This is a genomic window from Nostoc sp. DSM 114167 (genome assembly GCF_052692655.1).
Genome location: NZ_CP195116.1, coordinates 1,834,634 through 1,859,038 on the forward strand (window position 1 = coordinate 1,834,634; position 24,405 = coordinate 1,859,038).

The following is a 24,405-nucleotide window of genomic DNA, read 5'->3' on the forward strand; positions in this document are numbered from 1 at the left end:
AATTTGATCAACCGCTTACTGATTCTCCAAAAAAGAGAGATAGGTATTGGCGACGATCGCACTCAAGCCGCGATCGCGTAAATTGAGGCGAGTCAAAATGTGGTAAATATGATTTCTAACTGTTCCTTCAGACAGGAAGAGTGTTTGGGCAATTTCTCGATTACTAGAACCTGTTGCAATCATTTTGAGAACCTGTCGTTCTCTGGGTGTGAGTTCTGCAAATCCTGGTGGGAGTTCTTGGGGTTGATTTGGCTCATTGGAAGGTGTGGTGGCTGCAATTTTTTCTAAAATGCCAGGGCCAAACTGAGTGTAGCCTTTATGAATGCAGCGGATGGCTTCTGCGAGTTCCTCTGAAGCGGTATCTTTTAACAAATATCCCTTGGCTCCAAAGCGGATGGCTTCTGCGACGTAATTGGCATTATCAAAGGTAGTAAGTACTAAAATTTTGCTAGCCGGAAACAGTTGGCACAGTTGTTGAGTAGCTGTAACACCATCCATAACTGGCATCCGAATGTCCATGAGAATAATATCTGGTGGCTGAGATTTAGTGTGTAGTATTTTAACCAAGTCAATGGCTTGTTGACCGTTACTAGCTTCTGCAACCACTTGAAAGTCGGGTTTGATTTCTAGTAGCGTTTTCAAACTCCGCCGGACAATTTCTTGATCTTCGACTAGTAAAACCTGAATATAGCAATATTCTAGGGAATTTGGCTGTAATTTTACAACCATTGCTAAGCTCGCTGGTAATTTCCAGTTGTCCAGCTAGTGCCAAGACTCGTTCGCGCATCCCCTGTAGTCCAAAGCCAGTTTGGTTTTCATCAATACAAAAACCTCTACCGTTATCTTGTAGCGTGAGTGAAAGTTCAGTAAGTGTCGTTTGAATCTGTAACTGAACTGTTGTAGCCTCTGCATGTTTACAGATATTAGTCAAACCTTCCTGTACAATGCGGTACACAGCTCAGGGAAAACGCATCTAAATATTGACAAAGTGGTAGGTAAGGTGTGTACAAAGTAGTACAAAAAAACTAGAAAAGGGCATCAGGAGCGATCGCTGGCTTGAGTGAGGGTTATTAATTGGACTGTAATGGTAAAGTCATAAGTAGAGTAAAGCCCCAAAAAAAAGCGTGAAGCTCAAGCCCAAAATCACCATTGCTGACCATTTTGCACAGATGTCAGACCCACGCATAGACCGCACGAAGCGACATAAGTTAATCGATATAGTGACTATAGCCATTTGTGCAGTAATATGTGGAGCAGATAACTGGGTGGCAATCGAAATGTACGGTTGCGCGAAATATGAGTAGTTAAAAACATTTAGCAGTCAATATTTTAGGTCAAGAGAAGCGCGTCAACCTGGGCATCAAAAATAAACAATTTCTCGCAGCAATGGATAATAAATATTTAGAAAGACTTTTAGAATTAGCCTCTAAAGACTGTAAATAGTTACCTAGCATATTCTATCAAAAATATTTGATTCATTTGGGAGTAAGTAAATTATTTTTCTCTAGCAAAAAGCGTGAATTTATCTCTGTTGATAAAGATTTATTCGGTTGACGAGCAGCTAATTTAACCTGAGTTCGGGATAAGGAAAGGGACAGGTAAAACGCTGCGAAAGCCAGCCTCAATCGCTGGATTTGTCTCCTTTTCCTGCACCCTCGCAGACATTTGTGCCATTACCTCGATCTCTTACCTATGCCATTGCCTATTGCTTACAATAACAATCATTTTTGATTTCTGAGCAATATCTGCTACTCTCTTGGCAAAGGATTGTACCAGCGATCGCTTGGTAAGAGCAGTTTATCTGACTCAGCCGGGCCCCATGTATTTGGTTCATACTCGTAAACAGGTGTGACGTTATCGAGAATTGGCTGGACAATCCGCCATTCCTCTTCCACGGTATCTTCCCGTACAAATAAGGTGGGATCGCCCCGCATGGCATCACCCAATAGACGTTCGTATGGTTCCATCTCGTCGCCACCTCCGTAAAAGGCTAGGAGTTCAAGGGCAGAGCCTGTCATATCTTCTCCAGGAATTTTAGCGCGAGCGCCCAATCCCACAATTACCTCCGGATCGAGTAAAAAACGAACATAATTAGTGTTTTCTTTTCCTCCTTCTTGGAAGACATCTAAAGGCGGGCACTTGAGCTTGACCATCACCTCAGTAGTTTTAACAGGCAAATTCTTCCCAGCCCTGATGTATATAGGAACTCCTGACCACCGCCAGGTATTAATAAATAACCGCACGGCAGCAAAAGTTTCTACTTGGGAGTCAGGAGAAACACCTTCTTCGTTGCGGTAACCGCGAAATTGACCGCGAATAATCTCATTAGGTTGCAGTGAAGGTATAGCTTTAAGAATACGCTCTTTTTCATCGCGGATGGCATCAAAAGCCGTACTAGCGGGAGCATCCATGCACACTGAAGCCAATACTTGCAGCATGTGGTTTTCCACTACATCCCGAATCGCACCAGTCTCCTCATAAAAGCGCCCCCGTCCTTGAATGCCAAAGTCCTCTGCCATCACAATCTGGATGCTTTCAACGTAGTTGCGATTCCAGATCGGTTGCAGAAAAGAGTTGGCAAACCGAAAATAGAGTAAATTCAGCAGTGGTTCTTTGCCCAGGTAATGGTCGATGCGATAGATGGATGATTCGGGAAAAACTGATGCCAGAATTTGATTTAACTCGCGTGCTGATTGCAAATCCCGTCCAAATGGTTTTTCAATTACCACCCGCGCATTTTTAGCACAGCCTGATTTGCCCAATCCTGACACTACTTGTGCAAACAGACTCGGTGGAATTGCCAAATAGTAGAGGGGGCTGGTTGCATCACCAAGGGCTTGACGTAATTTTTCGTAAGTTTCTGGTTTGTTGTAGTCACCTGCAACGTATTGGAGTTGTGCCGAAAGTTTCTCAAATGCGGTTGCATCTACACCGCCATGATGTTCTAAGCTCTCGCGTGCCCTTTGGCAAAGTTGCTCCGTCGTCCAAGGTCGTCCGGCAATGCCAATGACTGGGACATTGAGATGACCCCGCCGTACCATTGCCTGAAGGCTGGGGAAGATTTTTTTGTAGGCTAGGTCACCTGTTGCCCCAAAAAATACTAGTGCGTCTGAATCAGGAGTTCCCATGACTAACCTCTTTAGGAATTAGCTTTTTCATGATGGCCGCCAAACTGATAGCGCATGGCTGACAAAAGTTTGTCGGCAAAGTCTGCTTCGCCACGGGAGCTAAAGCGAGCAAACAACGCTGCACTTAACACCGGAGCTGGTACAGATTCATCGATCGCCGCGATCGCTGTCCAACGACCTTCGCCAGAATCCGATACGCGACCGCCAAACTCTTCTAAATTCGGGCTTGTCAATAAGGCGATCGCTGTCAAATCCAATAGCCAGGAAGCAATTACACTACCCCGACGCCAGACTTCGGCAATATCTGCGAGATTAAAGTCATACTGATAATGCTCTGGATTCCTTAATGGTGTGGTTTCAGCATCGATCTCGCGCTGATTCTTGCCGACGTTGGCGTGGTGAAGAATATTCAACCCTTCTGCATACGCCGCCATCACCCCGTATTCAATACCGTTGTGCACCATTTTGACGAAGTGTCCCGCACCGATGGGCCCGCAGTGGAGATAGCCTTGCTCGGCAGTACCGCCTGCCTTGTCTCGTCCTGGAGTGCGTTCAATTGCTCCTACACCCGGAGCTAGAGTTGCAAAAATGGGATCGAGGCGTTTGATGGCCATTGGTTCGCCACCTATCATCAAGCAATAACCCCGCTCCAATCCCCAAACACCTCCACTCGTACCGCAATCAACGTAGTGAATGCCTCGCTCCTTGAGTGTGGCCGCTCGACGAATGTCATCGTGGTAGTATGAGTTACCGCCATCTATAATAATGTCGTCTGGTTCGAGTAGCTCAATGAGCGTTTCAATGGTTTCATCCACCGAAGCCGCAGGCACCATCAACCAAAGGGCGCGGGGTTTAGATAACTTGCTGACTAGATCGGCGATTGAGCTTGCTCCGGCTGCAATTACACCTTCGCTGACCATTGCCTCCAATTTCTCAGTACGGCGGACATAGCCGACTACACGATGCCCAGCACGCATCAAACGCTGTGCCATGTTTGCGCCCATACGTCCGAGTCCAATCATTCCAAGTTCCATAGGTTTTTCGCCTCCTGGTTTTCAGCTTTTTGCGTTCAATAGCAGCCACGCTTGCTGCTATTCCTCTGTTGAGACACTTACGCTCAGACTGAGTTAAAGCAAGTGTAATTTTACTGCTCAATAACAAACTGGTAATCAAGGCGATCGCGATAATTAATATTCATTAGGTATCAGAAAGCGCGACGCCAGTCAGAATTATACTCAGGGACTTCCAAAAAATAAATCATACCAATTTGGGATTTTAAATAGAAAATCCTTACCATCAGGTAGTTTCATAAGTCTCAAAGGATACCAGCTATCCGTTGTTGGTATAAGTTGATGTCAATGATTATCGTTGGAATCAGGCAATAGGTTATAGGCAAGAAAATTTTTATTGTATATTTCTCTAGTTGTTGTATCTCTTCTTTTAAAGGTTGGTTTAAAATTCTTTTCGCGCTAAAAAATTTCCGTAACTTCTCTCTAAACCACTGTAGCTTAATTTAGGAACATAGTTCCGATACCAAATTTAAACGTGAATGATGGGCAGTTGCATAAAACTTTCAACACCAAACTATAAGTCAATGTATTGATGTTCATCTCAAATTATTTGCCATCAAGGCAGGAAAAACACACAATGTATATCCAAAAACTTTCTACTTCTCTATTTTCCCGAACTACCTGGTTAACTGGAACTAGTTTGGCCGTCATGCTTAGTTCTGCTTCTCTAACACTTGTGTTTGGTCATTCTGCTCGAGCGGAATAGCACTAAGAAAAGCTCTAAGCTATACAGGATAGGTGCTACAGATTTAAACAGTGTAGGGACGGGGCAGGCGATTGTCGTTGATGAAGTGTTGGGATCGCTAATAAAGTTTGCTCCTGGCGTAAGCGCCCGCCTTGTTGGGATGCTTGCGGCGGTAAACTAGACGATGCCTAACTCCAGACAGTGCAAAGATGTACGGGTTGTCCCAAAAATTTTTAGATAGGAAAAGCTTACTCGTTCATGGAATACTTTCCTTGAGACGAGCAAGCAAACATCATAAATACTACTGTGACACTACTAATACAAATCCTCAAGGATAAATTTAATTCATCTTTGGGATTACCTTTTAAAGAGTTGTTACCAACAAGTATAATTGAACAAGTAATGAAGGAGCTAAACATTAGATATTATCAGCGATTATTTGACCCAATAGTAACGCTTTGGGCGTTTTTATCTCAAGTTTTGGATACTGATAAAAGTTGTCATAATCCGGTGAGTAAAATCATTGCTTCTTTGGCAGGAGAAGGAGTAGAAATCCCATCAACTGATACAAGTGCCTATTGTCAAGCTTGGTCGAGATTACCAGAAATATTATTACAAAAACTTTTTCGTGAGACTGGACAAAGCTTAGAACAAAAAGTAACTACAGAATATTTATGGTGTGGACGAAATGTGAAAGTAATAGATGGGTCTACCAGGGAAAACGCATCTAAATATTGACAAAGTGGTAGGTAAGGTGTGTACAAAGTAGTACAAAAAAACTAGAAAAGGGCATCAGGAGCGATCGCTGGCTTGAGTGAGGGTTATTAATTGGACTGTAATGGTAAAGTCATAAGTAGAGTAAAGCCCCCAAAAAAAGCGTGAAGCTCAAGCCCAAAATCACCATTGCTGACCATTTTGCACAGATGTCAGACCCACGCATAGACCGCACGAAGCGACATAAGTTAATCGATGTGGAAGTAGCAGTTTTAACTTCTCCCACTGCTCGTTACTTAACTCACCTCGATTCATCAACACACTATGCCTGCGTTCGCCTATTTTTTAGGATACAACGAGTTTGAAAACACGCCCTAGCCCGCACTTCGGCAAAGCTCAGTGGCCACCGCAGGCATCGCTGCCAGTACGCTTGCTCTTAAGAAGCTCAAGCTAGTTTGCGGTGATAAAATCAGAAGAATCAGCCGTTTTAAAATTACGAAAAGCTACAAACTTAACTAATAGGGATTAGCGCAGAATGAATGACCAGCAATTATTTAACGATCGTCTGGCTGTGTTGGCGACAATGCACCAAAAAGAAAAGGTAATTGCTCCACTATTAGAACAAGAGTTAGGTATCAACGTTATAGTACCACAGGATTTTAATACTGATATTTTTGGCACATTTACTAGAGAAGTAAAACGTCCGGGAACACAAATCGCCGCAGCTAAATTCAAAGCAGAGAAAGCTTTAGAATTCACAGGAGAAAATTTAGCGATCGCCAGCGAAGGTAGTTTTACACCCCATCCATTAGTTCCTTACATTTACTGTAATAGAGAAATAGTTTTTTTCTTAGATAAAATCAACAATCTAGAAATTATTGGTCAGGAAATTTCTACAGATACTAACTTTAATCATCAAATTATAACAAATTTAGAAGAGGCGTATATTTTTGCTAAAAAAGTTGGTTTTCCAGAACATGGATTAGTTGTCTGGTTTGAAAACTTAGAAAAGAGACGTAATGAGATAACGAAAGGTATTACAAAAGAAATAGATTTGATAACATTAGTTGATTTTGCATTACATAATTCACCAAATAGTCAGGTAAATATTGAGACAGATATGCGGGCGATGTATAATCCCACTCGGATGAAAAATATTGCAAAAGCTACCCATAATTTAATCAATAAAATTAGTAGTTGTTGCCCAAAATGTAATACCCCTGGTTTTGAAATAACTGAAATAATTAAGGGATTACCCTGTGAATTTTGTCAGCTCCCAACCACCTTACCACTGACCGCAATTTATCAATGTAAAAAATGTGGTTTTAATCAAGAGAAACTATTTCCTAATGGTATGGAATTTGCGAATCCAGCCCAATGTATGTACTGTAATCCGTAGGTTATCTCTACACGGGGAGGATGTGGGGGATTGGTCAAAATTGCGATTGCTGGGGGTGCGTAGCTTGCCGCCGTAGGCATCCATCGCTTAACACCTAAAATACTGCTATGGTCAATCACTACCTGATGAACTAGTATTAAAATCTGTTTGCATAACTTGACAAAACAATCACTAATGAATGTTCAGCGCAGTTAAAATTGTGGTTTCTTATATTGCAACAAAAGAATTTGCAACATGAAGCCATTGTCAGTAGACCGAAAAGTTTTGCGATGCCTTCGGCGGGCGCAGCCATCGCTAAAAAATAGTAGTCTGTGATACCGTTTTTGGAGAAAGTGCAAAAGCTGAAAGACTTGGATAAATGATAAATTTAGCTTATTAATAAACTCCAAAAACCAACAAACATCAGCCGGACGGTAAATAAACTTCGCAGGCTACCCCATAGTTGCGGTCTACTGAACTTGTCTTCCTGTGGATCTTGCTGGCATCTTGATAAACTTGCTGTAGTAGTGCCTGTTGTGCTTGCAGATTAGGAGCAGCCAGTCCATTACTACGTCCATCTTGGTTGATTGCACTACCTCGGATAACTGCACAGCATAGAGAGTTTAAAAGTTCAAGCTACCTCGTAAGCTAAACGCTTTACTTCTCCACCTTTTTTTTAATTTACATTAAGCACATTTGTATAGTTTTATACTGATTATATAATAGTACTTACTAATGTACAGGATATCAACAACAGAATCAAGGGTTACTATAAAACGTTTTACTAAACCCACTTTCCCACTTTGTACTTAAGTTTTATATAATAAAATATACAAAAAATTAATACGGCAAAATATTTAGTTTAATTACTACCTCTACACTTGACTAACTATCGAGAGAGAATTGCAACCATCTCAGTCAAAAAATTTGGCGTTAATGATGTAATTGGTTCATTACACTGGGTGCAACTATTACGTAAGCCAGTTCCGCACAGAAAACAAAACTGCGATCGCGGCAATAACCATATCTCTTAAGAGCCTTTGCCTGGAGTCCAACAGTGAGGGCAAAATTTCAGAACATCTGACGCGACTATTGGTACACCGTGGACAACAGCATAAAGGTACTCACATGGAATCTGCAATGGCTAACCCACGCTGACTTTTACTATTGAGCTTGGTAGTCATGCCTCGTTCAATCTTACCCAAGCTTTGAAGATGAATGCCTGCACATTTTTGAGGCACAAACAATCCTCAAACCCATACAGGGCAAGAAAAATACACTAAATGCTCAAAAATCAGTAAACCCAGATATATCAAGAAACTAGACAAAACCATGTTAAAGGCTCTCTGTATATAAATTTGAGGCTTTTTTCTGGCTACTTTTTGTCTAAGTCCCACTAACAAAATTCCCGCTTTGAAAAATGACACAGCAAACCCAAATATTAGAAAATCTGCTTTCTCCTCAGTTATTGAGAGTGAAAAACTTGGCACAATAACTATAGACTACGCACTAATGACTAATGACTATGAACCAAAAAGATGTAGTTGTAATTGGTAGTGGTATAGGGGGGTTGAGTTGTGCTGCTGTTTTGGCGCGATATGGCTTTGATGTGACTGTTTGTGAGAGTCATACAATTGCTGGTGGAGCGGCGCACAGTTTTGAACGTCAAGGATTTAAGTTTGATAGTGGCCCTTCTCTTTACTCTGGGTTGTCTTACACTCCTTCCATTAACCCTTTACGACAAGTGCTAGATGTAATTGGTGTGGATTTGCCATGTGTGACTTATGATACTTGGGGGTGTCGGCTACCAGAAGGTGATTTTGATACATCTGTGGGTGCAGAACAGTTTTGTGAAGTGCTGGCAAGACTGCGAGGTGAAGATGCAGTGTCCGAATGGCAACGCTTGCAAGCGGTGATGACACCACTAACCGCAGCGGCGATTGCTCTGCCTGCATCTGCATTACGTTTAGATATAGGTGCAGCTTTGACTATCAGTAAATTTGCTCCATCGTTAGCTAAACATACTGCCAATATTCTCAAGTTAACGGGGTCTTTTGACCGGATCGTGAATGGTGTTGTCCATGACCCCTTTATTATTAACTGGTTGAACTTGTTGTGTTTTCTCCTCTCTGGACTACCAGCGTCAGGAACTAATGCCGCAGAAGTCGCATTTATGTTTGCGGAGTGGTACAAACCAGGAGTAGCGTTAGATTACCCTGTTGGTGGTAGTGGTGCTTTAGTCAATGCACTGGTGCAAGGACTAGAAAAACATGGCGGGAAATTAATGTTAGGCTCTCATGTTGAGCAAGTTTTAGTACAAGGTAAACGGGCGGTAGGTGTCAAGCTGCGAAATGGGGAAGAAATTCGGGCGCGGCGAGCAGTTGTTTCTAATGCTTCGGTATGGGATACGTTAAAACTATTACCAGAAGGGGCAGTACCAAAAAAATTCCGCAGCCAACGCCAAGCCATACCAGAGTGTGATAGTTTTATGCACTTGCATCTTGGTATTGATGCTCAAGGTTTACCAGCAGATTTAGCTTGTCATTATATTGTGGTTAATGATTGGCAATTGGGCATTACTGCACCGCAAAATGTTGTGGTGGTATCAATACCCTCAATTCTTGACCCATCGCTTGCACCCCCAAGTAAACACGTAATTCACGTTTACACTCCCGGTAATGAACCCTACACACTTTGGCAAGGGCTAGATAGGAGAAGCCAGGAATATGAGCAACTAAAGCGATCGCGTGCCGAGGTGATGTGGCAAGCTTTAGAACGAATCATCAGCGATATCCGCACCCGTTGCGAAATCACCCTGGTTGGTACACCCCTCACCCACGAACGTTTTTTACGCCGCCATCGTGGTTCCTATGGCCCGGCAATTTCTGCCGCTAAAGGTTTGTTTCCTGGTCACGGTACACCTTTAGCGGGGTTGATGTGCTGCGGTGACTCCACATTCCCTGGCATCGGTTTACCCGCCGTCGTCGCTAGTGGGATGATTGTTGCTAATACCCTGGCTCCTTTGAGTAAGCATTTAGCTATGTTGGAGGAGATAAGTTAACGTGAGTTCGACGCTTAGAAAAAGGCAAAAAGCTTGCTATGTATAGATTTGCCAAACTGGGCACACAACAGCGATCGCTCCTGATGCCCTTTTCTAGTTTTTTTGTACTACTTTGTACACACCTTACCTACCACTTTGTCAATATTTAGATGGGTTTTCCCTGCTCTCTCTAGGTAACCGAGTTACTGATGTCTGGACTGCACACATTACCTATATCAAGATGTTAGATTACAATTTTGGCTACCAACGTAAAACTGATTTGGTTCCAGACTATCATCAATCCCCACCTGTAAAAAATTCCACCCCACCCAAAGAAGTTTGGGAGAAAAACGGGTTTTTGACCATGCATCCTGGTGTTTAAAGCCCTAATTTGAAAGTGATTGCCTATACGTAGATTCTCTGCGGCTTGCTCCCAGGCGATCGCTTTCAAATTTGCACACTATACAAATGCTGGTGCGTGGTTATTAGCTATATTGTTATACATTCTAGTAAGTTCCTGTAGACGCTCAACTTGATATGATTCAAGTGAGTAAAAAGAAGCTGATTTGATTATTTGTTTGAGTTCTTCTGCCCACTGTCTATAAGTTGAAGTGCCAATAGTTCCTTCAGACGACTGAATATAATTAACTAAAACTTGAGGATTGACTTTAAATGTACTAATTCCATATTTTTTAGCACATTAGAGTAAGAATTCATAGTCAGCAAATATTCGGTGGCAAGGATTCCATTTTAAAGCATGATTACGGTAATGAATGAATCCATTGCTATCAAAAATTTCTTGTTGACTAATGAATTTATCAAGTGTGCAGTTTGGGTTACTGGGAGAAAGAAAAGTTTTACTCATGCGTATAGTTTTATATCAAAGAACACTCGTGATGGTGTTGGAGGATTTTGGTGGGGAGTCATTAGCAAAATTGAGTTCTGAATTGCCCGAGTTTAGCCCAATGTCCCTGCCTGATTTCTTGCGTTTGGCGATTCAGCTCACAGAGATATTGGGTAACATTCACAGCAACAATGTCATCCACAAGGACATTAACCCCAGTAATATCGTTCTCAACCCAGCTACTGGGACGGTAAAAATTATTGATTTTGGTATTGCTACACGATTTGCTCGCACGAATCCGAGCTTTAAAAACCCTAATGTATTAGAAGGCACGTTGCTTATATCTCACCAGAGCAAACGGGAAGAATGAACCGGATGCTGGATTACCGCACGGATTTTTACTCGCTAGGAGTCAGTTTCTACGAACTGCTAGTTGGGCAATTGCCGTTTGTCGCAACAGATGTACTGGAATTGGTGCATAGTCATATTGCTCTTGAGGCTGTTCCACCCCACAAAGTGAATACAGAAATTCCTGAAATTGTTTCTGGCATCATCATGAAATTAATGGCGAAAAATGCTGAGTCACGATATCAAAGTGCTTGGGGAATCAAAGCAGATTTAGAGCAATGTCTGCACCAGCTAGAAAACACAGGTGGAATGGAAGCGTTCCAATTAAGTAGTCACGATGTTTATGATAAGTTTCAGATTCCGCAAAAACTCTATGGACGTGAAGCTCAAGTTGAGAAGTTATTGGCAGCGTTTGAGCGAATCAGTACAGCCTCAAGTTCAGTAGTAGATGCATCCACAAAGGGCAAGCCTCAAAGTGAGATGATGCTTGTCACAGGTTATTCAGGGATTGGCAAATCAGCCCTAGTGCAAGAAATTTATAATGTTCTTGATATTTGCCACTAATTATTTGGTTAGTTATTAAGAGGATAAAAAATGAATCAAAATAAAAATTTCTTGCGGGCAGAAGAATTGAAAATAGGTATCTACAATCCAATAATCTGGAGATTGAATATACAAGGCAAAGAAAAGCCCAGCCGAAACGACTATATTCAAGGGTTTGGGCTTTTACCAGATTTTGTTCTTAAGGCTAATGGAATTTTAATATCTGAGCAAAAAGAGAAAGACAAAATCAGCGTAAAAACTGGGAATTTATCTATAATACACATCCCGAACACAGACTCATTACCGATGATGCTCTCCATAGAATTCCGGGTTTTGATCCAGACTTGGAAAACCTCAAGGCTAAGGTTCGCCAGCAAATTGAGGAGGAAATTAATCCTTTTATTTCTGATTCTCTTTTGAATAAGAGTACGAAGGAAATCATTCGTGCAGGGAATAACTTGGCAATCTGGCACACACTTTCTCCTGATGATAAAGTCACAATTTTTCAGCAAATTGTCCATAACATCACTGTCCAAAACAGAGAAGTTAAAGAAGTTACTGTCAAAATTTGAAGGTTTATTTTAATTTGGGCTTATGAACACTCAAAAAATTTTTGATTTAAATAAACTTAGATGTGAAGTTGCTATGCAACAAGCTCTACAGAAATGGCAACCGCAGCCTAAAACTTATGGTATTGAATGTCCTCGATGCAATTCCACTCGGCTTGTAAAAAATAGTAGATATAATGGTATCCAAAAATATCTATGCAATGACTGCGATCGCACATTTCAAGAAAGACCATGGTTTGTGTGTGAATGTCTAATTCCAGGTAATCAGCTAAAGTGTCAGTCTTGTCCTCAGTTTAAAGAGTTTTTAGGCCTAGTCAAGCAAAGAATGGCGGAATTGCGTTTTTTGAGCTTTCAAGAGTTACAAAACCTCAAATCTTCTGATACTGTGACTGAAACACTTGATTAATCTCAATTGTTTAGTATAATTTATTACTAACTATCTGAAGCCGCTCCATAACACTTAATTCTCTAACAGATTTTCAAATCCTCCGAAAATTATTGCAAGGCGACTTCTTTCTCTACGGAAAAAGTGTCAAATTCCTTTATTCCAACTAGTTCAGTCCCTTTGTCAGTCTCTCAGTTTTGGGCATCTAAACTACTTGTTGAAAATTTTCTCCCAAAAAACTTTATTGGAAGCGACTGGCTTGCCATGAACAGAAAAGTTTTCAAATTTCGCTATCCTCATATTAACTAACAATAGTGCTTATGGCTTACGAATCTTGGTCACAAGTTGTAATTCGCACAGTTATTGAATGGGAAAAACGTAAAGCAGAGCTAAAATCTACCTCGGTTATTCCCGAACAAAAAACAAAGCGCAAACCCAAAACTGCCTAGTCACGATACTCAATGGCTGTTATGAAGTTGCCATCTACACATATTTTGTTGATGCAGCCATTGAGTATTGATCTCTTATCTTGAGTATTTAGTCTTTGCCAGTAATTTTTATTAGAAAAATCCTGTATAATTCTCTTCTTAGCAAACAGAGATTCTTTGGAGGCATTATTTGTTGTTCCTAATGCGATCGCCTATGGCGGGCGGGTACGCCATCGCAATCTGTTGTTTCAGGTAATTTTTTAATCCGGTACTTTCAAACTTTATTCTGCTTCGGCTCCTAATATAACCCTTTCATACAGTAGTGCGATCGCAAATTCAAATTCGATGCTGGATAAGGTAATAATATCTCCCTCAGTGTAGGGATAGTAAAGCCACATTCTTCCCTCTCCACGAGAGTAGCGTTCGACGGAGATTATTTCTGAATCTATCAATAAATATTCTTGTAAAGAAGGCATTTTCAGGTAATTAGTGAATTTTTCGCCCCTATCTTTGCTGCTTGTACCAGGGGAGAGAACTTCGGCAATTATTTTTGGGTTTTGAATAAATTTGCGGGCATTGAGGTCTTGAGAGTCGCAACTGACGATAACATCAGGATAATAGTAAGGACTTATAGGCGTAACTTGCACTTTCACATCCGACACATTCACCCGGCAACCTCTAGCACGTAAATGTGGATATAAGGCTCTGTAAAAATTAAGTGCAATATCATTGTGGGGAATTGTACCACCTGTCATCGCAAAAACTTCACCGTTAATGTATTCGTAGCGAAGGTCTTGCTGGGGTTCCCATACAAGATATTCCTCGATGGTCATTTTTTGCGGTTGTTGAGAGATGGCTACCATAGCAAGATTTTTCCAGTTTGTTTTGATTTTAGCGAATAGGGTAGGGTGTTTTTCTCCCTCAGATATTCATAGTTGTCAGATCGCACCTTTTTTACCATACCTGCAACACGGCATGAAATTTGTCATGGTTGCAATGTAACAGTGCGATTGTGACATTTAGGAGATGTGGAAAACGCTTTAATCTAGTAACGATACTCAATGGCTGTAATAAAGTTACCATCTACGCATATTTTTTTAACGCAGCCATTGAGTATTGCTCTTTTATCTTGGGCATTAAGCCCTTGCCAGTAACTTTTATTAGAAAAAGCCAGTATAATTCGTTCCTTAGCAATCAAAGATTGTTTGATTGCATTATTTGTTGCTCCAAGTGCGATCGCAATCTGTTCTTTGAGGTCATTTTTTATTTGTTCGATTGCTGAACTTGGTGGAAGCGTTTCCAGAGTATTCAGCGATGCACGCAGAGTTTTGACTTCTGCCGATTCTTCTACAACAGTTTGCTCATCTGTTTCCACCAAATTTGCTAACCGTTCGGCTTCTTGTGCCAAGAAATCTACTACTTGGATGTCTAATATTTTTGATGAAATCATATTTTTATTGCTACAGTTGCCAGCTTTATACAAACGGCACTGAAAATAATAGATAGCTTGCCCATCCTTATTTACCCGTTTTGCATGGCGCGTCATTGAACCTCCGCAATGAGCGCATTTGATTAAATTAGAAAACGGGTTTACTTCGTTATCGTCTCTTGAAGCCCATCGGTTATGTCGATTGCCTCGGATAATCTGTTTTATTTGTTCATGTTCTGTGCAGGTAATGATTGCCTCTTCGTCGTGGGTTCCCCATTTTACCTTCCACTCGTCAAAATGTTTTCGCTTTCCCTTTGATTTAACGTAAGTATCAAAAGGCAAGCCTCCCGCGTAAACAGGATTTACTAATAATGCTTTTAAGCCTGCAATTGACCATCTCAGTCCAGACCACGGATAACGCAAGGGATGATTAGCTTTATTTGGTGTAAATACCATTTTATCTAAGTCATCGTCGCTGATAATCCGTGAACTTGTTTCAGGCTTATTCCAAGCAAAAGCTTTTGTTTCTATACCAAAATCGGAGTGCAGCTTACGAACAGTAGCAGCAACTGAACCGCACTCAAAAAAAGTATTAAAAATATATCGGGCCAGGTCAGACACCGTTAATTCTCTTTGTCCTTCCAACAAGCAAACGCATAGTGAGTCATCGCGTATATATTTATCCTTTTGGATACGGTATCCCAATGGGGCAACTCGGTGACTTTTTCCTTGGTCTATCCTATGACGACGTTCACTCTTTAACCTCTCTGTCACCATTCTTACCTCAAATTTGGCAGCAGCAAGCAACATATCAATCGTTAATTCCCCACCAAGACTCTCTGGGTCAACTCCTTGATCTAGAGCTATTAGTTTAATTCCCTTGGAGCGCAATACCTCCAACAATGAATAAAACAAACGCGATGATGAGCCGATACGATCAATCCGGGTAAATTGAAGTGATTTTACCTTACCCTTTGAAGATGTCTTCAAGTCATTAATTAATTGTTGTAGTCCTTCCCTGACTTCGGTTGTCCGTGATTGAATATCCCAGTATACTTTTGAACATCCAGCATCCTGCAAGCGTTCTATTTGTTTACGCAACGCACCTTTATCTGTCTGCTGCTCCTCACCGCTAACTCTTGCGTAACCCCAATTTTCCATAACAACGCATTGACACAACCTTTATTATATTTGATAGCAGATACTTCTATTCCCAGAAATACTCGGAACAGTTGCAAAAGCGCCAACCCCAAACAATTCGTAATTCGTAATTCGTAATTCATAATTGAAGACAACAATGCAAAATAACTGCATCTATCTCGATAATAATGCCACCACTAAGGTAGACCCAGAAGTTATAGAGGTAATGCTACCTTACCTTACAGATTATTACGGCAATCCATCCAGTATGCATACCTTTGGTGGGCAAGTCGGTAAAGCAGTGAGAACAGCAAGAGAACAACTTGCAGCCATCTTGGGAGCCGATGAATCTGAAATTGTCTACACAAGTTGTGGAACTGAGGGAGATAACGCGGCGATTCGAGCCGCACTGTTGGCGCAACCAGAAAAGCGACATATTGTCACCACCCAAGTTGAACATCCAGCAGTACTCAATGTCTGCAAACAATTAGAAACCCAAGGTTACACTGTTACCTATTTATCAGTAAATCATCAAGGGCAGCTGGATCTAGATGAACTAGAAGCTTCCTTGACGGGTAACACCGCCTTGGTGACAATTATGTATGCTAATAACGAAACCGGCACGGTTTTCCCGATTGAGCAAATTGGGTTGCGCGTCAAAGAATATGGCGCTATCTTCCATGTAGATGCGGTGCAAGCAGTGGGAAAAATCCCCTTGAATATGAAGACTAGCACGGTGGATATGTTAACCCTGTCTGGTCACAAGCTGCACGGCCCGAAAGGAATTGGTGCTTTATATATCCGGCGTGGAGTTCGGTTCCGTCCCTTCATGATTGGGGGACACCAAGAACGCGGACGTAGGGCGGGAACAGAGAATGTTCCAGGAATTATTGCCTTGGGCAAAGCTGCCCAACTAGAACTGTTACACTTAGAAGAAGCGACAGCCAGAGAAAGAAAGCTGCGCGATCGCCTGGAACAAACTTTACTAGCTAAAATTCCCGATTGTGTAGTCAATGGTGACGTTACGCAGAGATTGCCAAACACAACCAATATCGGCTTCAAGTACATCGAAGGTGAAGCAATTCTACTGTTATTGAACAAATACGGTATCTGTGCATCATCCGGTTCTGCTTGCACCTCCGGTTCTCTAGAACCCTCCCACGTTCTGCGGGCAATGGGCTTACCCTACACAACTTTGCACGGTTCAATTCGCTTCAGTCTTTGTCGCTACACAACAGTTGCCGAAATCGATCGAGTCATAGAGGTAATGCCCAGTATTGTAGAACGTTTACGCGCTCTCTCACCATTCAAAAATGATGATGCAGGTTGGTTGCAAGGACAAGAACAAGCACTAGCGCATCGTTAGGAACTAGCGAATAGGGAATAGGGCATAGCGCATTAAGAATGGAACCTATGCCCCATGCCCAATCCCCAATCTAAAATCCAAAATCTAAAATCTAAAATTCGTTATGTGGGACTACACCGATAAAGTATTAGAACTGTTTTACGATCCCAAAAATCAGGGAGAAATTGAAGAAACGAGCGAACCTGGAATTAAGGTTGCAACGGGAGAAATCGGTAGCATTGCTTGCGGTGATGCTCTGAGATTGCACCTGAAAGTGGAAGTAGAATCTGATAAGATTCTAGATGCTCGTTTTCAAACCTTTGGTTGTACTAGTGCGATCGCATCTTCTAGTGCATTAACCGAAATGGTCAAAGGTTTAACTTTAGATGAAGCTCTGAAAGTGTCCAATAAAGACATTGCAGATTACCTGGGTGGTTTGCCAGAAGCAAAGATGCATTGCTCTGTGATGGGACAAGAAGCGCTAGAAGCTGCTATCTATAATTATCGTGGCATACCTCTAGCTTCCCACGATGATGACGATGAAGGTGCATTAGTTTGCAGTTGCTTTGGCATCAGCGAGTCCAAAATTCGCCGCGTGATTCTAGAAAATCATCTCACGGATGCCGAACAAGTAACAAATTATGTAAAAGCTGGTGGCGGATGCGGTTCCTGTCTGGCGAACATTGATGATATTATTAGATCAGTTCAACAGGAATACGCCTCACCTGCTCTCAACAATTACGGCGTACAAGTTGCCACAGAAATTGTTACGTCCAAAGAACGATCGCTAACAAACGTGCAAAAGATTGCTCTAATTCAAAAGGTTCTTGATGAAGAAGTCAGACCCGTACTCATCGCTGACGGGGGAGATGTAGAACTCTATGATGTCGAAGGCGATCGCGTTAAAGTTGTACTGCAAGGTGCTTGCGGTTCCTGTTCAAGTAGTACAGCAACCCTAAAAATTGCGATCGAAGCCAGATTACAAGATCGTGTCAGCAAGAGCCTTGTAGTCGAAGCAGTTTAGGAATTGCTGTAGGACTTAACGTAATCTACAAATACGCTCTAATATGCATTCAGCCAGTAACAGAAAGTAGGATTTGAACCATATAATTGTCTCCACATCAATGCTTCAATCCTACCGAGAACCGATAGCTAGATTAGCTATCACGGCTAACAGCATATAGGCTTCATACATTAAGCGCCTACTTGCTTTCTTTCATCATCCAACTCGCTTCAAAGGAACAGGATATGAGCACATTGTACGACAAACTTGGTGGACAATCAGCTATTGAACAAATAGTAGATGAACTCCACAAACGCATTGCCACAGACAGCCTCCTCAATCCCATTTTTGCTGGTACAGATATGGCGAAGCAACGTAATCATCTAGTTGCTTTCTTATCTCAAATATTTGAAGGGCCAAAGCAGTACGCCGGTCGTCCAATGGACAAAACCCACGCAGGATTGAATTTACAGCAACAACACTTCGATGAGATTGCAAAACTCCTGGGTGAATCAATGGCTGTGCGTGGAGAGTCGCCAGAAGATACCAAAGCTGCACTAGAGCGCATCTCAAATTTCAAGGGCGCTATTTTGAACAAGTAATAGGACCATGCATTGATTGTTGACAAATAACAACATCAAGTCCTATTGAATCTTGCAAGCTGAAACACATTATGACGTATTTGTAAATTGCGTAATTTTCTTTGTTCTTTGTCATTTTTTGACAAAGGACAAAGGACAAAAAGAAAAGAAATTTAACCACGAAATATATGTACCTACTCTCAATCATTTTAGCTGTGGAGCGATCGCCCCCAGCAGGCATTTATGCCAACGCTACCAACGATGCTCTACACGCGCTCACTACTGTCGCTCAACTGGCGTGAACGCAACTGACAAACGCACAGACCCACTAACCAACCAATTGCAGGGAAATACGAACCATGACAGACGAAAATATAAGACAGATAGCTTTCTACGGAAAGGGCGGTATCGGTAAATCTACCACTTCCCAAAACACCTTAGCAGCTATGGCAGAAATGGGTCAACGCATCCTCATCGTCGGTTGCGACCCGAAAGCTGACTCTACCCGTTTGATGCTGCACAGCAAGGCTCAAACAACCGTTCTTCACCTCGCCGCAGAACGTGGTGCAGTAGAAGATATCGAAATCGAAGAAGTAATGCTCACCGGTTTCCGGGGTGTACGTTGCGTAGAATCTGGTGGTCCAGAACCTGGTGTAGGTTGCGCCGGTCGTGGTATTATCACCGCCATCAACTTCTTAGAAGAAAACGGTGCTTACCAAGACCTAGACTTCGTATCTTACGACGTATTAGGTGACGTTGTATGCGGTGGTTTCGCTATGCCAATCCGCGAAGGTAAGGCACAAGAAATCTACATCGTTACATCTGGTGAAATGATGGCGATGTACGCTGCTAACAACATCGCTCGTGGTGTTCTTAAGTATGCTCACACAGGTGGCGTGCGTTTGGGTGGTTTGATTTGTAACAGCCGTAACACAGACCGAGAAATCGAATTGATCGAAACCTTGGCAAGCCGGTTGAACACCCAAATGATTCACTACGTACCTCGTGACAACATTGTTCAACACGCAGAATTGCGCCGGATGACTGTTAACGAGTACGCACCTGAAAGCAACCAAGCTAACGAATATCGGATTTTGGCTCAAAAAATTATCGACAACAAGAATCTGGCTATTCCTACACCCATCGAAATGGAAGAACTAGAAGAATTGTTGATTGAATTCGGTATTCTCGAAAGCGACGAAAATGCTGCCAAGTTAGTTGGTAAGACTGCTGCTGAAGCTCCTGTAGTCTAAGTCGCTGCTAATAAATAACGCTTTAGCACAAGGAAAAAGGAAGAGTTTTATATCTTACCTTTTCCTCTCTCTAGCATCTCCCCCCTAACCTTAGAGGGGACTCCTAGTCCCCCTATGCCCCGATCCTTACGAATCACAGAGGCTAAATATGACACCTCCAGAAAATCAAAACATCATCGAAGAAAGAAAAGAACTAATTAAAGAAGTTCTCAGTGCTTACCCAGAAAAAGCTGCTAAAAAGCGCGAAAAGCACTTAGGCGTATACGAAGAAGGTAAGTCCGATTGCGGCGTTAAGTCTAACATCAAATCCCTTCCTGGGGTAATGACCGCTCGTGGTTGTGCTTACGCCGGTTCTAAAGGCGTGGTTTGGGGCCCTATTAAGGACATGATCCACATCAGCCACGGGCCTGTAGGTTGCGGTTACTGGTCTTGGTCTGGTCGTCGTAACTACTACATCGGTACCACAGGTGTTGATACCTTTGGTACCATGCACTTCACCTCTGACTTCCAAGAAAGAGATATCGTTTTCGGCGGTGACAAGAAACTTGTCAAGCTGATCGAAGAACTAGATGTACTTTTCCCCCTCAACCGTGGTGTTTCCATTCAATCTGAATGTCCCATCGGTCTAATTGGGGATGACATCGAAGCTGTTGCTCGCAAGACATCGAAAACAATTGGTAAGCCAGTTGTACCTGTGCGTTGCGAAGGCTTCCGGGGTGTTTCTCAATCTTTGGGACACCACATTGCGAACGACATGGTTCGTGACTGGGTATTCACCAGAGCAGACAAAGCGAAAAAAGACGGTACACTTCAGTTTGAAAGTACTCCTTATGATGTAGCCATCATTGGTGACTACAACATCGGTGGAGATGCTTGGGCTAGCCGCATCCTGTTAGAAGAAATCGGCTTGCGCGTAGTCGCTCAGTGGTCAGGTGATGGCACCATCAACGAAATGTTGATGACCCCCAATGTGAAGATGAACCTCATCCACTGTTACCGGTCGATGAACTACATCAGCCGTCACATGGAAGAAGCTTATGGTATACCCTGGTTGGAATACAATTTCTTCGGCCCCACCAAGATTGCTGAATCTTTACGGGAAATCGCTTCCAAATTTGACGAAACAATCCAAGCAAACGCTGAGAAGGTAATTGCCAAGTATCAGCCCACAATGGATGCGGTAGTTGCTAAGTACCGCCCCCGCTTGGAAGGTAAGACCGTTGCCATCATGGTTGGTGGTCTACGTCCTCGCCACGTTGTCCCAGCTTTCCAAGACTTGGGCATGAAGATGATTGGTACAGGTTATGAGTTCGCTCATAACGATGACTACAAACGTACCACTCACTATATCGAAAACGGCACCATCGTTTATGACGACGTTACCGCTTACGAATTCGAGGAATTTATCAAAGCGCTGAAGCCTGATTTGGTAGCTTCTGGTGTGAAAGAGAAGTACGTCTTCCAAAAGATGGGTCTACCTTTCCGTCAAATGCACTCTTGGGATTACTCCGAACCTAGCGATCGCTCTTACAATTTATATAATGCAAGGTTTTTTCGCCGCAAGAGAAAAAAGAGTTTATTTCTAGCCTAAATGCCTGTTGCAGGGTTATATAAGAACAATCTGTTTTGATGCCTTAGATACTATAACTCTTATGGAGTCTAGTTTTTGGATTTTGCTTGCATTTTGCTCCAAGAAAAACTGTAAAATAAAAAACTATTTTTAATGACGATTTTTTAGATTAAATGGTGCGATCGCTTTGAAGGGTAAATGCGATAACCTCGCTTTGCAGGAGCAATAGCACTAACTACCTAACTTGTGGCAAGTAACTTCTTGCATTATTAGAAGTAATTACCTGTCTGGTGTAGTATGTATTATGAAGTGAAAAACAGATTCAAGGTCAAAATTTAGTAACGTGGATCGTAATCATCTCTCCAATCCCCACACAGATATAGACCGCCATACTCTAATGAGTCGCCATAATTCGTTACTGAAGACATCTCATTAGAAAATATAAAACCAAGCTTCTCTCGCCATTCTTCAAGCACTGTATATTCCATTTTTCCATCAAAATACAACACCTTAGCTGCTCCAAGAAAAGAATCTATAAGTTGCTTATTAGTTGCTAACGATATTTCTTCTGGGCAGTTCAATAAGTGAAGTATAGTGTCTGGAACTTGTATCAGTTTGTTAAACTGTGCCTGGTTTAGTCTAAACACTTGATTGTTTGTTTTTAATTCATATTCATTATTTAAAATAGTAATTAATTCTCCTATCATCCCTGTGTTTGGAGATGCAAAAAAGTTACTCAACTTTAACAGAGTTCATAAGATTTGCTTGACCACTGAGAGTTATGAAGATACTAGAGCTAAAAAAAGTGGCATTTTTATAAAAGCTGCATCAAATATGAAATATAGTTTTTTTTGAAGTTTTATCACTTTTTGGTATTTCAGTATCGTTTAGCAAATGTATCATTATGAAGATAATACCCAAAATTGCCGCTTTTTAATCACCTAATTATACTGAATATTACTAGATAGATAACAGTATTAGCAACTAAGTTAAATTAAGGGTTTTGGGCTTTTTGATGATACCAGTGATTTTTTTATATTACTAATATCTTGCTATTTACAAAATTTTGGACAAGAAGTAGACCGTTGTAGCGCTCGCCTTTAATCAACAACACACCACTTTATATTTAGAGATTGTGTGTGAGATGCATAAGAAGTAAAGCATTGTAGCGATCGCCTTTACTCGAAAATAAACTAGGCGATGTCTACGACGGGCTGCGCCTACGCATTAAACTGTCCAATCCGCAATTAACAATTCGGGTACTTTGCTAAGATCCCGATGATTGCGTGTTAATAAAACTAATTTACGAGATAGTACGATCGCCTTTAATAACTAAATCATTGCGGATTCATCCGAATCATATCTGTCAAAAGATTATCCAAGCTGCCGTTAACTTGAATGCGATCGATCTTCTCTGCAATCCGCTCTAACACTTCGAGTTCCTTTAAACGCAACGCAACCGGGTTATCCTCCATCACTTTGGCTGTGTTTAACATACTGCGGGTAGCAGCAGTTTCTTCTCTACGTCTGACTACGTTTGCTTGAGCAGCTTTTTCTGCCTCGACTACTTTACTCAAGATACTCTTAATCTCGCCAGGTAAAATAATGTCTTTGACACCTACAGAATCTACTTCAATTCCATAGTCTGCGGCTTTTTGGCGAATGTATTCAGAGATGCTTCTATCCATTGCACCTTTATCTTCTAACAAAGCATCTAAGTTGCGTTCGCCGACTGCACCACGCAAAGCAAACTGCAATTCTTTGTACAAATAACCAGAAATATCTGATAAGCCGTTTTTTGCTCTCAATGGGTCGAGTATGCGGAAGCCAGCCGTCAAATTCAACCGCAGAGGTACTTTATCTTTAGAAAGGATGTCTTGACCGGATACTTCCATATTTTGTAGTCGCAAGTCAATGGTTTCGGTTTGAAAAGAGCGGCCAAATAACCACCAAGCGTGTGTCCCTGGCGATCGCAATCCTTGAAACTCTTGATTAATGTATACTAGTCCCACGTGCTGGGCGGGAACTTGGCAAATATGCAAACAGTTACGACTGAGCAATTTCACTTCTGTTAAACCTTCAACTAACTCAGCTACTAAGTTAGGCTGTAACTGAGCATCAGCGCTGATGTCGAGAATTTCCACTGCAACACCTTGCCAAAATAGCTTGCGGCTGGTGGGTGGCAAAATAGAAATCACTTTCCCTCGATATCGCACAATTGCAACTTGCGAAGCCAGTAATTGCACGGTTTCACAGTAAGCAGCAATAAAGTCGGGATGTTTTTCAATGAGTACATCTTCGAGGGGAAAGTCTGGGTTAGGGATAATCCGGCTGAGAATTCGGACTGTAACATCTCTATCTACCGACCAAAAAGCATACTCTCCTGGTTCTAGAGGTCGCACAAAATTATTTTGCACATATAGTAAACCAATCTCATACTCTGAGATTTGGAACTTCTTCACTCCATTCAACGTAACTGAGCGCAATTGCTGCACAAAGGAACTAGGCAATTCTAAGCTTTCTTCCAAGTTGAATATATGAGACTCTACTTCGATAAAACCACGCCAAAAAGCAATCAATTTATTTGGTGCAACGCTTACCCAATTTTGACCGTAGCGGACTAATGCAACTTGATTGAATGCGGTTCTGATAATCAATAAGTGTTCTTGTAGTTCGGCTTGGTGATTTCGCAACAACAGTTCTAGGTTTTCAATCTGAGCTAGTGGCTGATTGAGGTCATAAATTTTTACTTGCCAATGCCAACCTAAATATGTATACGTACCGGGTTGCAAAATTTTCTTAAAGTCACTGCGGTGATATAAGATACCGATTTCGTTAGGTTTAATATAAAACGTTTGCCACATAGTAATTTGCATAAATAATTTGTGTGATAGCTTATGAATTGGTATTACTCTGCCAATGCAGGTTTTTACAGTTCCGGTGCGGGCAAAA

At 41.8% G+C, this 24,405-nt stretch carries 23 protein-coding genes and 2 pseudogenes; 16 read left to right on the plus strand and 9 right to left on the minus strand.

Annotation, left to right across the window (positions count from 1 at the left end; translation table 11 throughout):
- Positions 1-15: 15 nt before the first annotated feature.
- Positions 16-687: a response regulator transcription factor gene (locus tag NSTC731_RS07765; RefSeq protein ID WP_445632041.1), complete on the minus strand. Its 672-nt coding sequence runs from the start codon at positions 685-687 to the stop codon at positions 16-18.
- Complete coding sequence (locus NSTC731_RS07770; RefSeq protein WP_445630310.1) at positions 590-955, minus strand: ATP-binding protein; 366 nt, start codon at positions 953-955, stop codon at positions 590-592. Before NSTC731_RS07770 ends, NSTC731_RS07765 begins: the two co-directional genes overlap by 98 nt.
- 169 nt (positions 956-1,124) lie before the next feature.
- Here NSTC731_RS07770 and NSTC731_RS07775 point away from each other — a divergent pair.
- Positions 1,125-1,295 (plus strand): annotated as a pseudogene (locus NSTC731_RS07775) (transposase family protein); the annotation flags it as partial.
- A gap of 453 nt (positions 1,296-1,748) precedes the next feature.
- Here NSTC731_RS07775 and zwf read toward each other — a convergent pair.
- Together zwf and gnd are read right to left on the minus strand one after the other, a co-directional pair.
- Positions 1,749-3,128: a glucose-6-phosphate dehydrogenase gene (gene zwf / locus NSTC731_RS07780; RefSeq protein ID WP_445630311.1), complete on the minus strand. Its 1,380-nt coding sequence runs from the start codon at positions 3,126-3,128 to the stop codon at positions 1,749-1,751.
- Positions 3,129-3,139: 11 nt separating this feature from the next.
- Positions 3,140-4,162 carry a phosphogluconate dehydrogenase (NAD(+)-dependent, decarboxylating) gene (gene gnd / locus NSTC731_RS07785; protein WP_445630312.1) on the minus strand — a complete coding sequence of 341 codons (1,023 nt, stop codon included), beginning with the start codon at positions 4,160-4,162 and terminating at the stop codon, positions 3,140-3,142.
- 1,027 nt (positions 4,163-5,189) lie between these two features.
- On the opposite strand from gnd, the gene NSTC731_RS07790 reads away from it, so the two are divergent.
- The 3 genes from NSTC731_RS07790 to NSTC731_RS07800 all read left to right on the plus strand — a co-directional run bounded on the left by NSTC731_RS07790 (position 5,190) and on the right by NSTC731_RS07800 (position 6,996).
- A complete protein-coding gene (locus tag NSTC731_RS07790) occupies positions 5,190-5,621 on the plus strand; it encodes a hypothetical protein (RefSeq protein WP_445630313.1) in 432 nt (143 codons plus the stop codon).
- A 140-nt stretch (positions 5,622-5,761) separates the two neighbouring features.
- Positions 5,762-5,962, plus strand: coding sequence for a hypothetical protein (locus tag NSTC731_RS07795; RefSeq protein ID WP_445632278.1), 201 nt, complete (start codon positions 5,762-5,764; stop codon positions 5,960-5,962).
- 170 nt (positions 5,963-6,132) lie between these two features.
- Positions 6,133-6,996: a DUF6671 family protein gene (locus tag NSTC731_RS07800; protein ID WP_445630314.1), complete on the plus strand. Its 864-nt coding sequence runs from the start codon at positions 6,133-6,135 to the stop codon at positions 6,994-6,996.
- Positions 6,997-7,398: 402 nt separating this feature from the next.
- On the opposite strand, the gene NSTC731_RS07805 is transcribed toward NSTC731_RS07800, so the two are convergent.
- Entirely contained in the window at positions 7,399-7,578 is a 180-nt protein-coding gene (locus tag NSTC731_RS07805) for a hypothetical protein (RefSeq protein ID WP_445632042.1), read from the minus strand.
- A gap of 922 nt (positions 7,579-8,500) precedes the next feature.
- On the opposite strand from NSTC731_RS07805, the gene NSTC731_RS07810 reads away from it, so the two are divergent.
- The 7 genes and pseudogenes from NSTC731_RS07810 to NSTC731_RS07840 all read left to right on the plus strand — a co-directional run bounded on the left by NSTC731_RS07810 (position 8,501) and on the right by NSTC731_RS07840 (position 13,153).
- Positions 8,501-10,036 carry a phytoene desaturase family protein gene (locus tag NSTC731_RS07810; protein ID WP_445630315.1) on the plus strand — a complete coding sequence of 512 codons (1,536 nt, stop codon included), beginning with the start codon at positions 8,501-8,503 and terminating at the stop codon, positions 10,034-10,036.
- A gap of 112 nt (positions 10,037-10,148) precedes the next feature.
- Positions 10,149-10,397: a hypothetical protein gene (locus NSTC731_RS07815; RefSeq protein ID WP_445630316.1), complete on the plus strand. Its 249-nt coding sequence runs from the start codon at positions 10,149-10,151 to the stop codon at positions 10,395-10,397.
- 496 nt (positions 10,398-10,893) lie between these two features.
- Positions 10,894-11,747, plus strand: a pseudogene (locus NSTC731_RS07820) (protein kinase domain-containing protein); the annotation flags it as partial.
- Positions 11,748-11,801: 54 nt separating this feature from the next.
- The gene (locus tag NSTC731_RS07825; RefSeq protein WP_445630317.1) at positions 11,802-12,170 is read left to right on the plus strand and encodes a hypothetical protein; all 369 of its coding nucleotides are present in this window, start codon (positions 11,802-11,804) and stop codon (positions 12,168-12,170) included.
- Complete coding sequence (locus NSTC731_RS07830) at positions 12,167-12,322, plus strand: hypothetical protein (RefSeq protein ID WP_445630318.1); 156 nt, start codon at positions 12,167-12,169, stop codon at positions 12,320-12,322. Before NSTC731_RS07825 ends, NSTC731_RS07830 begins: the two co-directional genes overlap by 4 nt.
- 22 nt (positions 12,323-12,344) lie before the next feature.
- Positions 12,345-12,725, plus strand: a complete 381-nt coding sequence (locus NSTC731_RS07835) for a transposase (protein WP_445630319.1) — start codon at positions 12,345-12,347, stop codon at positions 12,723-12,725.
- Positions 12,726-13,024: 299 nt separating this feature from the next.
- A complete protein-coding gene (locus NSTC731_RS07840; RefSeq protein ID WP_445630320.1) occupies positions 13,025-13,153 on the plus strand; it encodes a hypothetical protein in 129 nt (42 codons plus the stop codon).
- Between the two features lie 260 nt (positions 13,154-13,413).
- On the opposite strand, the gene NSTC731_RS07845 is transcribed toward NSTC731_RS07840, so the two are convergent.
- Together NSTC731_RS07845 and xisF are read right to left on the minus strand one after the other, a co-directional pair.
- Positions 13,414-13,995, minus strand: a complete 582-nt coding sequence (locus NSTC731_RS07845; RefSeq protein WP_445630321.1) for a Uma2 family endonuclease — start codon at positions 13,993-13,995, stop codon at positions 13,414-13,416.
- Positions 13,996-14,177: 182 nt separating this feature from the next.
- Entirely contained in the window at positions 14,178-15,722 is a 1,545-nt protein-coding gene (gene xisF, locus NSTC731_RS07850) for a fdxN element excision recombinase XisF (protein ID WP_445630322.1), read from the minus strand.
- Positions 15,723-15,858: 136 nt separating this feature from the next.
- Here xisF and nifS point away from each other — a divergent pair, with 136 nt between their 5' ends.
- The 5 genes from nifS (at position 15,859) to nifD (ending at position 21,474) form a co-directional block, all read left to right on the plus strand.
- Entirely contained in the window at positions 15,859-17,067 is a 1,209-nt protein-coding gene (gene nifS, locus NSTC731_RS07855) for a cysteine desulfurase NifS (protein ID WP_445630323.1), read from the plus strand.
- 103 nt (positions 17,068-17,170) lie between these two features.
- Positions 17,171-18,070, plus strand: coding sequence for a Fe-S cluster assembly protein NifU (gene nifU / locus NSTC731_RS07860; protein WP_445630324.1), 900 nt, complete (start codon positions 17,171-17,173; stop codon positions 18,068-18,070).
- Between the two features lie 224 nt (positions 18,071-18,294).
- Positions 18,295-18,651, plus strand: coding sequence for a globin domain-containing protein (locus NSTC731_RS07865; RefSeq protein WP_322709718.1), 357 nt, complete (start codon positions 18,295-18,297; stop codon positions 18,649-18,651).
- A 338-nt stretch (positions 18,652-18,989) separates the two neighbouring features.
- On the plus strand, positions 18,990-19,883 hold the full coding sequence (gene nifH, locus NSTC731_RS07870) for a nitrogenase iron protein (RefSeq protein ID WP_445630325.1): 894 nt from the start codon (positions 18,990-18,992) through the stop codon (positions 19,881-19,883).
- A 148-nt stretch (positions 19,884-20,031) separates the two neighbouring features.
- Positions 20,032-21,474, plus strand: a complete 1,443-nt coding sequence (gene nifD / locus NSTC731_RS07875; protein WP_445630326.1) for a nitrogenase molybdenum-iron protein alpha chain — start codon at positions 20,032-20,034, stop codon at positions 21,472-21,474.
- Between the two features lie 314 nt (positions 21,475-21,788).
- On the opposite strand, the gene NSTC731_RS07880 is transcribed toward nifD, so the two are convergent.
- Positions 21,789-22,193 carry a hypothetical protein gene (locus tag NSTC731_RS07880; protein ID WP_445630327.1) on the minus strand — a complete coding sequence of 135 codons (405 nt, stop codon included), beginning with the start codon at positions 22,191-22,193 and terminating at the stop codon, positions 21,789-21,791.
- A gap of 597 nt (positions 22,194-22,790) precedes the next feature.
- Positions 22,791-24,317 carry a slipin family protein gene (locus NSTC731_RS07885; protein ID WP_445632043.1) on the minus strand — a complete coding sequence of 509 codons (1,527 nt, stop codon included), beginning with the start codon at positions 24,315-24,317 and terminating at the stop codon, positions 22,791-22,793.
- Positions 24,318-24,405 lie beyond the last annotated feature (88 nt).